General features: G+C 56.4%; 12 protein-coding genes. 5 read left to right on the top strand and 7 right to left on the bottom strand.

Annotation, left to right across the window (positions count from 1 at the left end; genetic code table 11):
• Positions 1-197 precede the first annotated feature (197 nt).
• The gene (locus DU502_RS18000) at positions 198-1,064 is read left to right on the top strand and encodes a ParA family protein (protein WP_121922118.1); all 867 of its coding nucleotides are present in this window, start codon (positions 198-200) and stop codon (positions 1,062-1,064) included.
• Entirely contained in the window at positions 1,057-1,446 is a 390-nt protein-coding gene (locus DU502_RS17995) for a hypothetical protein (RefSeq protein ID WP_121922146.1), read from the top strand. Before DU502_RS18000 ends, DU502_RS17995 begins: the two co-directional genes overlap by 8 nt.
• Before the next feature lie 198 nt (positions 1,447-1,644).
• Here DU502_RS17995 and DU502_RS17990 read toward each other — a convergent pair whose 3' ends face one another.
• From DU502_RS17990 to DU502_RS17975, 4 genes are all read right to left on the bottom strand, one after another.
• Positions 1,645-1,902 carry a hypothetical protein gene (locus DU502_RS17990; protein ID WP_124897130.1) on the bottom strand — a complete coding sequence of 86 codons (258 nt, stop codon included), beginning with the start codon at positions 1,900-1,902 and terminating at the stop codon, positions 1,645-1,647.
• An 86-nt stretch (positions 1,903-1,988) separates the two neighbouring features.
• Entirely contained in the window at positions 1,989-2,861 is an 873-nt protein-coding gene (locus tag DU502_RS17985; RefSeq protein ID WP_124897129.1) for a hypothetical protein, read from the bottom strand.
• A gap of 13 nt (positions 2,862-2,874) precedes the next feature.
• The gene (locus tag DU502_RS17980) at positions 2,875-3,477 is read right to left on the bottom strand and encodes a hypothetical protein (protein WP_121922115.1); all 603 of its coding nucleotides are present in this window, start codon (positions 3,475-3,477) and stop codon (positions 2,875-2,877) included.
• A complete protein-coding gene (locus tag DU502_RS17975; protein ID WP_124897128.1) occupies positions 3,461-3,772 on the bottom strand; it encodes a hypothetical protein in 312 nt (103 codons plus the stop codon). The genes DU502_RS17980 and DU502_RS17975 overlap by 17 nt, the downstream gene beginning before the upstream one ends.
• A 104-nt stretch (positions 3,773-3,876) precedes the next feature.
• Between DU502_RS17975 and DU502_RS17970 the strand changes: the two genes are divergently transcribed.
• Positions 3,877-4,224 (top strand): winged helix-turn-helix domain-containing protein, encoded by a 348-nt coding sequence (locus tag DU502_RS17970; RefSeq protein ID WP_121922114.1) that lies wholly within the window; start codon positions 3,877-3,879, stop codon positions 4,222-4,224.
• A 189-nt stretch (positions 4,225-4,413) separates the two neighbouring features.
• Here DU502_RS17970 and DU502_RS17965 read toward each other — a convergent pair whose 3' ends face one another.
• The 3 genes from DU502_RS17965 to DU502_RS17955 form a co-directional block, all read right to left on the bottom strand.
• A complete protein-coding gene (locus DU502_RS17965; protein ID WP_121922113.1) occupies positions 4,414-5,076 on the bottom strand; it encodes a tyrosine-type recombinase/integrase in 663 nt (220 codons plus the stop codon).
• A gap of 147 nt (positions 5,077-5,223) precedes the next feature.
• On the bottom strand, positions 5,224-5,415 hold the full coding sequence (locus DU502_RS17960; protein WP_121922112.1) for a hypothetical protein: 192 nt from the start codon (positions 5,413-5,415) through the stop codon (positions 5,224-5,226).
• Positions 5,416-5,426: 11 nt separating this feature from the next.
• Positions 5,427-6,125: a hypothetical protein gene (locus DU502_RS17955; protein ID WP_124897127.1), complete on the bottom strand. Its 699-nt coding sequence runs from the start codon at positions 6,123-6,125 to the stop codon at positions 5,427-5,429.
• Positions 6,126-6,480: 355 nt separating this feature from the next.
• Between DU502_RS17955 and DU502_RS17950 the strand changes: the two genes are divergently transcribed.
• Positions 6,481-7,314 carry a hypothetical protein gene (locus DU502_RS17950; protein WP_121922110.1) on the top strand — a complete coding sequence of 278 codons (834 nt, stop codon included), beginning with the start codon at positions 6,481-6,483 and terminating at the stop codon, positions 7,312-7,314.
• 254 nt (positions 7,315-7,568) lie between these two features.
• Complete coding sequence (locus DU502_RS17945; protein WP_124897126.1) at positions 7,569-8,516, top strand: phage NrS-1 polymerase family protein; 948 nt, start codon at positions 7,569-7,571, stop codon at positions 8,514-8,516.
• The last annotated feature ends 20 nt before the right edge of the window (positions 8,517-8,536 follow it).

Below are 8,536 nucleotides of genomic sequence, written 5' to 3'. Positions count from 1 at the left end.
ACCTCCACGTAGTCTATACGATTGTATAAATTTTTCTCGGCAATCGAAACGTCCTGCTCCCACTCTCACGTCTTGAACGGTGCTAAAAGGAGGACTCCAATATTCTATAGGATTAGCTATAGTCTATAGAGCACCAGTGTCTGACGTAGTTTTAAGCCTACAGGCTTCACTATAGGAGATACTATAGGGAAACCACGATGAGCGATACACTGCGCGCCGCCGCGTTCCTCGACAAAGGCGGCACCGGGAAGACGACGACCGTCGCCCACCTCGGCGTCGCCCTCGAGGAGCTGGGCCACGAGGTCCTGCTCGTAGATCTCGCCGGGAAGCAGGGCGATCTCGCGAAGCACTTCGGCGTCTGGGGGGACTACCAGGCGCGGATCGAGGCCGACGAGGCATGGCCGAATATCAGCACTGTCTTCGACGACGCCTGGGGCACGATCGCCGAGAAGCTGGGCGATGACACTCTTGCTGATCTCGTTGTTCCGACTGCTGAGGGACCGGACCTTATCCCGGCCCATCCCGGCCTCGACACCCTCGACGCCGAACTCGGGAATATCGACGATGCCCGCGAGCGCTACAGTCGTCTCGAACAGTTCCTCGACGAGTACGTCGACCCGCTCGGCTATGACGTCGTCTTGGTCGACCTCCCGGGAATGACGAATAACGTCGCCTACAACGGACTGTGGGCCGCCCGTCACGTCATCACGCCCGTCGAGATGGGACCGTTCGAGGCCGAGCAGGCTGATGCCCTCCGTCGCGACCTCGGGAAGATTGCCGACAATTTCGCGGTCGACATCGAGCTCACGCTCGTGCTCCCGAACAAGGTCGATACCCGAACGAATCTCGCCGAGGAGTACCTGGACGCGTTCGAGTCGGAGTATCCGGACGCCATCGCGCCCGACTACGTCCCGTATTCACAGGACATCCGGAACGCTGCGGAACACGGCCAGACTGCGTTTGCGCTCCAGGAGCCGTCGACGACGGCTCGCCGGGCTCGGGAGGCGTATCTCGACGCTGCTGAAACGCTTGTTTCCCGTCTTGGAGGTGATCACGGTGGCTGAAGATGACGACGACCTTGCGGCGCTTCGCGAACAGACGTCCCACGGTGACCGGATCGAAGAAGCGGCTGCCGAAGACGCGAGGCGCGATCTCGTCGAGAACATCCTCGATGAGTTGGAGGCTATCGACGCCGGCGACAAACAGAAGACCATCAGCGTGTGGGATGGACATCTCGCGGCGTTCATTCGTGCACTTGAGGAGAATCCTGATCGCTTGGAGGAGGTCGGCCACGCGCTTCAGCGCCAGCTAGATATCGAGGAGGGCGATGTCGACCGGAGTGAGATCCTTCGCCTTGCACTCCGTCTCGGGTTCCAGGAGGCAGCTCCCAAAGAATTCGAGGCAGTTCGGGAGGCGGCCCGCGAACAGGCGACCAAGGGCCTCTAAGCTATAGCTTTCCCTATAGAGAAACCTGTAGCATCCCCTCGCTATTCCGTATAGCGACATATGATATATTGGGTCGATTGTAATCACCGTGAGCGGTTTGGCGTAGACCTATAGCTATCTCTAATATAATTCCTATAGGAATTAGTATAGCTGCTGTCCGTCCCAACTGCTCCCCTCACGTGGAGTATCGAATGCCTATCATTGAGATCGATGCCAGCGCCAGGCGATGGACAGTGCCCCGACTGCCGTTACTCCGGATACGATGGTTGAGAGGCTGAGAAAGCCAAAAAGATCGGGCGCGATGAACCGGAGTCCGAAGGCGAGGTCTCTGAGGAACGCGTAGTCCATCACGAATAGGAGGGCTGCGTATCCAGCTGCCTGGAGCACTTGGACAGGCCGAATGATATCGAAGTAGGCGAGAATGCTGAGCCCAGCGACGGCTCCGCCGATGGCCATCGTCAGCACTCGCGTTCCATGGACAAAAGCAGCGGCTTTGTTATAACGAAAATCGCCGACAGCCTTCCGGAATAGACTCAGGAGCCTCACGTACAGTCACTCGATTTCAACTGATCGCCCGTCGGTTTTGGGGCTGGATACCATCTTCTACTTGTTCTACTGAAATTTTGATTTGATGATCTGGTCGATATTGCGCCGGCGTTCTCGGAGGTGTTGACCACGGTCGTCGTGTGAGTATCGGCATCCTCGACGAGCGACTCGATATCTGGATCGTCCGGCGAAGCTCTTCGAATTTGATCGAGCGACTTTCTTACGACACGACGGGTCTCTTCGTCGGTGGTTCCCTGGATCAACTCGACTCCGGACGTGACCTCCGACGGCGATCCGTAGTTGTAAGGGTTCTGACCGACGCTTTGCCGAATGCGGTCGTTGGTTTCAACCTGCCCGTCGAAGCTGTTCGCCTGGTGGAGCGTGTGTCCGTGGTCGAACGCATAGACCCGCTTTTCCCCTTCATGGTCGACTGTCCGGAAATGTTCCGCCTTGTCGTCGGTGTTCATTACCCACTCTTCGAACACACAGAGCTGTGGAACTTTGTCGCCGTTCGCGAGCTGGCTGTGGTCGTCGACGGCGATCCCGGTTTCCCCCTCGAGGTGCGGACTCACCAGGCCAAGGCCGTACTCGGGATGCTCGACGGGATACTGCGGGAGGACAGGCAAGTCGAGATGTCGACCGAGATTCGCACAGACGAGGTCGCAGAGAAAGTCGAGGTCGCGCTTGTCGAAGTCGGGGCGAATCCCCTTGAAGAAGAGATCCGTCGTGGTCAGCCGTAGCATCCGGTCGGCCTTGGAGTGGCTGACGCTGTCGGGAGTCGTGGTGTCACGAACAAAACTCGAGTCGAGCAGTTCCTCGAACTCGGTTTTCGGGGCGCTCCAACTGGGGGTATCAGTCGTTTGGGACATAGAGAGTTCTCCGTCAGATCAGGTGGTAGCGGTAGGCTTTGTGGCGGAACACGACCTTGCCGTAATCGTCGCGTTTCGTCACCTCATCGGAACCGACGATCGCGTCGATGGCGTCGTTGAGCCGCTCGCGCTGGGTGTCGCGGTTGCCGCTACGGAGGTAGTGCTCGACGTCCTCGGGATCGATGTCGGCGTCGTCAGCGACTACCTCTCGTACTGTAGCCCCGCGACCGTCGGCGGTCAGCGGCAGTTCGTCCTCGTCGTCTGGGTCGTCATCGTGAATGTGTTCGATGAGGGACTCACGGTCGACGCGTACCGTCTCCTCGACCTCGTCGAAGATGATCTCGTCGCGCCGCTCGCTGATCGGGACGTATTTCGAGCCGGGTGGGAAGTGCCCCACGATCACCGGGATGTCACGGAGGTTGTCGAGGCACGTCCGGAGTTTGTACTCCAGATGAACGTCGCGTTCCTCGAGAAGTTCCGCGATCTCGTCCTCTTTCAGCGCTGTTTCCTCGGTAGTGATACCCTCCTCGTAGAGAGTTCGCGCGACGGTCATTTGGTCGTCGACGCTGGGCTGATCGCCGTTCTCCTCGCGGATGATGCTAAAGTCGTGACTCATTCACAGGAGTGGTCTGAAGGAATGCCTCGAGCCCGGAAGGGACGTAGCTATCGTGTTTGTCGAGGTAAATCAAAGCCTCCTCGACGCTGGATAAGCAGACGTCTGGGCCCTCGTCTACTACACGAACCGGTGCGCCTGGATCGGAGGCCATCCGTTCGATTTCTCGCTTGACCTGCTCAGCCTCGCCAACTGGAAACCAGTCAGCGACTGTTTCGGGTGAGACGGGATCGCCCGCGAAGCAGCGTCGGTAGAGGAGTTTGTGGATGACCTTGGTATGTTTCTGCCGGACGGTCACACGAGACCATACAGCACACGAGTATATAAGTGTGTTGGACAATCCAACAACGATGTCCTCCGCCCAAACGGATATATGCTATCGGAATACAAGGTTGGGTTGTGATGCCTACGGAGATCAAACGAGATGGGCCAGAAAACGACGACGCATACTCCGATGACGCCCCTCTCACCCACGTGTTCGGTGAGTCAGGCAAGGTGAAGATCCTCTCGGCGCTATTGAGCGAGCGCGATCATGATTTAACTATCAGCGACATCCACAAGATCAGTGGAGTGGCCCGGAGTACGGTCTACGAGAACATTGGGGAGCTACAGGAGATGGGTCTCGTCGTCAAGACTAGAGAGAGGGGCGGTAGTCAAATGTACCAGATCAACACCGATAACGAAATCGTCGACCACATTAGTAAGGTCGAGGAATTGGCGTTCGAGAGACTTCTCGAGTTGGAACGGTAACGGGACAGTATCGTCCAAGCCGGGTTGAACTCCGGCTCCTTTTCAGGCTGATTGCGGTATCACGAGCAGAGAAGACTACGATGCCCGTGACAGCACGAGGACTCAAGCTTGGAAGTGACCAATGTCAACGATCTTGATCCAGACTGTATCGCCTTTCTCTAGTTCATATTCTTCCGACCTTACAGACAGTCATATCGTTCGGAAGTGATCGTACTCTCGGAGCGTCGTCTGGAGGGAGGCATGCCGCAGCCGATTCCGGACAAAGTAGATATCGAACTTATCGTCGTCGCGCTCGTGCAGGAGCCGGTAGGCGAGACTGTGGCGGAGGACATGAGGATGGACGTCCTGAGGGTCACCGCGTCCGAAGTCCCCATTCTCGTATTTGTAGGGACGCACATCAGCTTCGACCGCAGCGCGTTTAACGAGATTCCGGACTGACCGGGTCGTGATCTGCTCTTTCTGGCGACTCGGGAATAGATAGGGACTCTCCTTCCATCGATTGTCGAGGTAACTGTTCAGGGAGCGCTGTGTACCTAACGTCCCGTCGACGTCGAGCTCGAGATGGTGGGATCGTGGCCAATCAGAGCGGCCGTTGTGACTCGATTTCTGGATCTCTTTCGGGAGATAGAGTTCCCCCTGGTCACGCAGGTACATCTCGACCGTCAGCTGCGTGAGCTCCTCGTTGCGGAGCCCGGTATCTGCGAGCAACGTGATGATGGCCTCGTTCCGCTGTCGGAGGTACTTGGCCCCGGTGTCGATCGCCACATCGCGCATCGCGTCGACCTGGTCGGGCGTGAGCCAGACATCGGCCTGTTCGTTCGACTGAGTTTCCGAATTCGTCTCGGTGGACATCGGTTTATATACAGTTACCCTCGAGAACCTGTGCCAGCCACTTTGAGTTTCCGACTCCATTAACAAAGTCGGAAACTGATTAGCTATCGCTCAATCTTCGTCTCAATCTACCAGGAAAAGTACGGCGCAGCAGGGGATTTGACACAGCTACCCCAGAAGACTGGACGCTGTCTTTCCAATCGTCACGACTAACCCGATGATGAAGGCGCCGACCACGATGACCGGAAGCAGGTTGATGTAACCGCTTGGATCGATGCCAAGCAGTGCTAGAATCACCGCTCCGAAAACAGCGATGATGACGATCGACGCGAAGATCTCGTATCCGAGTTCATCTCCCATTGTTTACACCTTTATGCGTTGATGAGGTTCATCGCCCGTTCAGACAGTTCGTACTGGTAGGGGTTCCGGATGAACCGGATGTCGTCGTACTCTCGATCCTTCTCGACGGCCGAATCGAAGTCGATGGCGGTCACCGCTGTTCCGAGTTTGTCGATTCGGTCCAAGACGTCTCCAGACCGGAGTTCGTCCTCGACGTCCTCGGGATCGACCTCAAAGGCGTCCGCTAATGTGTCTCGGAGAACTCGAGTGTCGTCCGGTCTTCCACCATCTGCTACGGCTGCTGTATCGTCGCTATCGTCGGATGGATCGTCTGCCTGCATATCCGCAATCACACGTTCGATCTCCTCGACGACGAGTCTCTCCAGGTCTTCGCCGTTGACGATTTCATCGCGACGGTCGTGAATGATGAGTGTCTCCGGTCCCTCAACCCACCGATTGACTAGGTCGAGGTCGTGTAGGTGGCGAAGACACGTACTCACGTTGTGGTCTAGATACCCGTCGAAGAGATCTTCGAGCGCTGAGCGGGTCCTCGATGCGTCGGTGTCCGGCACTAAGCCATCCCGATACATACAGCGGCTGAGCTTGATCACGTCCTCCGTACTGTCCGCATTTGGCGTGCCATCACGGATTTCCTCCGCGAGGTCTGGGATTATCATATGGTCGGGTGTTCTGGTGGTTGGGCTCAGTAGCACCCAAACCCAGGCGTCCATCTACCACCATAAGTGATACATAGACCGGCCCCTGACCTTGGTCTGGGCACTACTAACCAGCCCATTTGGTCGTCCCCTGGCTGGTATCCGGTTCCACTCAACCGAGTCTGCTTGGTCGGCTGCCTCGGTTGGGGGAATCCTCAGCTGGGGGAGCTGGCCTTTCTGAATGCGTAGCTGGGACGAGCCACGCGCGTAGCGTTGTTCAGAGCATCTTACTGCCATATGGGGCCGAGTTTCCCAAAAGCCTTTTGCGGTGATATGAGAACTATTCTGAATACGGAAGGGAATCGCGTACGTTATGTCCAGCTCACGGGGCCCATCACGATCTGTTACACTTGCCCAGGTCCGTGGAGCGATGCGCGGACTCCAAGACGCGAATGAACTCCCAGCCACCCCCCGTGAAATCACTGAGGCTCTAGACAAGGATACGACCCCCACGACGGTCCGCAAACGTCTCAAAGAATTACGAGACCAGGGGGAGGTCACAAAACGGGAGTCCGGTCCAGGCTATGTCTGGGATCTCGCTCCTGAAGAACTCGATGCGGATGCGGATCTTACCAATCAAATTTCCGGAGTACTGCAGTCGGCTGAGTTAGATGATGTTCCGACAGAGCAAGCACGATGGGTCGCTGAAGCATTACCAGTGTCCGATTTCTCTGATGAAAAGAAGACGGAAATCGTTGAGGCAGCTGATCCAGGCTTACTGTCGGATGAGAAGATTGAGGAAATCCTTGAATCAGCAGATCCACAAACCATCTCGGAAAATAAAGTAACACAAATCATCGAATCCGCTGAGATAGATGCCGAAGATTTCCCCGACGAAACTGCAGAGGAGATAGCCCGCGAACGCTTTGGATACATACAATCTTTCTGGGCCGACTCTTATCGGCTCGGAATCCATCTGTTGGCGATTGCAGGCGGGTCAACTGTTTTTGGGTTCATTATGCTCCTCACCGCTTTCCAGCTCGGCCCTTACAATTTCCCGAGCGTCGCTGGTGTCTCGCTGCCAACAGTGGTTATTGAATCTCAAATCGTCGGTGCCATTTTATTCTTAATCGGTCTGCTGTTTTTTGGATTTGGGCTCTTTTATACACTCACTGGGATTCTGGGTCTCAGATATTCCTCCGTCGACGATCCTCGACCCTGGAGCGAGTATATCAGAGGTGCTCTCAAAAAATTCCTAGGTTGAATATACTCCCTATTTTGGCGATTTTGCGGGTATGTGTTTCCAATACCCGATTTCATACTCGGAATTCTCTCCGCTAGTAATGGGGGCAGTTCCGATTATGATCGAGTGTGAGACTTCTCCGCCCCCAGAGAGTACAAGTTCTATGCGGTCCTGTCACTCACTAATGTCGCCCCCCAAGTATCGACGCTCTACAGAACTGTGTGACCGTTCGGACAAGACGAGACATCTTGGCGATCCAGAGGGAGGTCGTACCGATGCTCAGTGACCACATTCCCGGTTGGGAGACCGTTCCTGAGGCGCTTCGCGAACGCGAGCAGTGGGTCTGCTGGCGGGCAGATGACGCTGATGACTCATCGGAGGGGGTTTTCCTCACACCAATCGATCCGGCCACTGGCGAGCGCGCAACCTTTGATGATGAAATGACCTGGGGCAGTTTTGAGGATGCATACACCGCGGCAACGGCTTCCGAGATGGATGTCAACGGACTCGCTTTCTACCCGACTCGTGAGGACCCATTCACTGGCGTCGTACTCGGCAGCTGTCGCGACCCAAAGACGGGCGATCTCGATGACTGGGCCCAGACGGTGATTGAGACGCTTGATTCCTACACCGAAGTTGTATCTGGCGGCCAAAGCATTCGGATTATCGTTGCGGGGCAGCCCCCGAGTTGGACCTCCGGGCCGATCAAAATCTGTGATGCGGAGTTCCATATCCCAATCACAGGCGAGCAGTTGTCGTCGACAGCGGCGACGATTACCGAGCGGACGGCGGCACTCCGGGCCGTCTACAAGGCGTGGAAAGGAGCTACTGATCCAGCCGAGACTGCGGCCACGTTGTCTGCCGTCGATGTTCAGGAATTCGGTGGGTTGCCATCAGAGCCCGGTGTCGACGTTGATTTGAGTGATACCACCGTCATCGAACGGGCACAGTACGGGCCCGCTAGTGACGTCTTCCGGCGCCTGTGGAGCGGCAGTAGTGCAGGGTATGCGAGTCAAACAGAGGCTGACGTCGCGTTCTGTAGCCAACTCGCGTATTGGACCGGTGGCGATGGCGAGCAAATAGAACGGCTGGTTCGACAATCGGATCGATATCGGTCCAGGTGGGTGCGTCTTGTTTCGGAGGATGTGCTGTATGACGAGCGAACTATCGAACAGGCACTTGAGTTGATCGACGATTACTACGACCCCAGAGCCGCGAATTGACAGCCTCGGACTCCAGTAAC

Origin of the sequence: Haloplanus aerogenes, assembly GCF_003856835.1 — an archaeon.
Taxonomy (GTDB): Archaea; Halobacteriota; Halobacteria; order Halobacteriales; family Haloferacaceae; genus Haloplanus; species Haloplanus aerogenes.
This window is presented reverse-complemented; position numbering and strand designations above follow the sequence as displayed.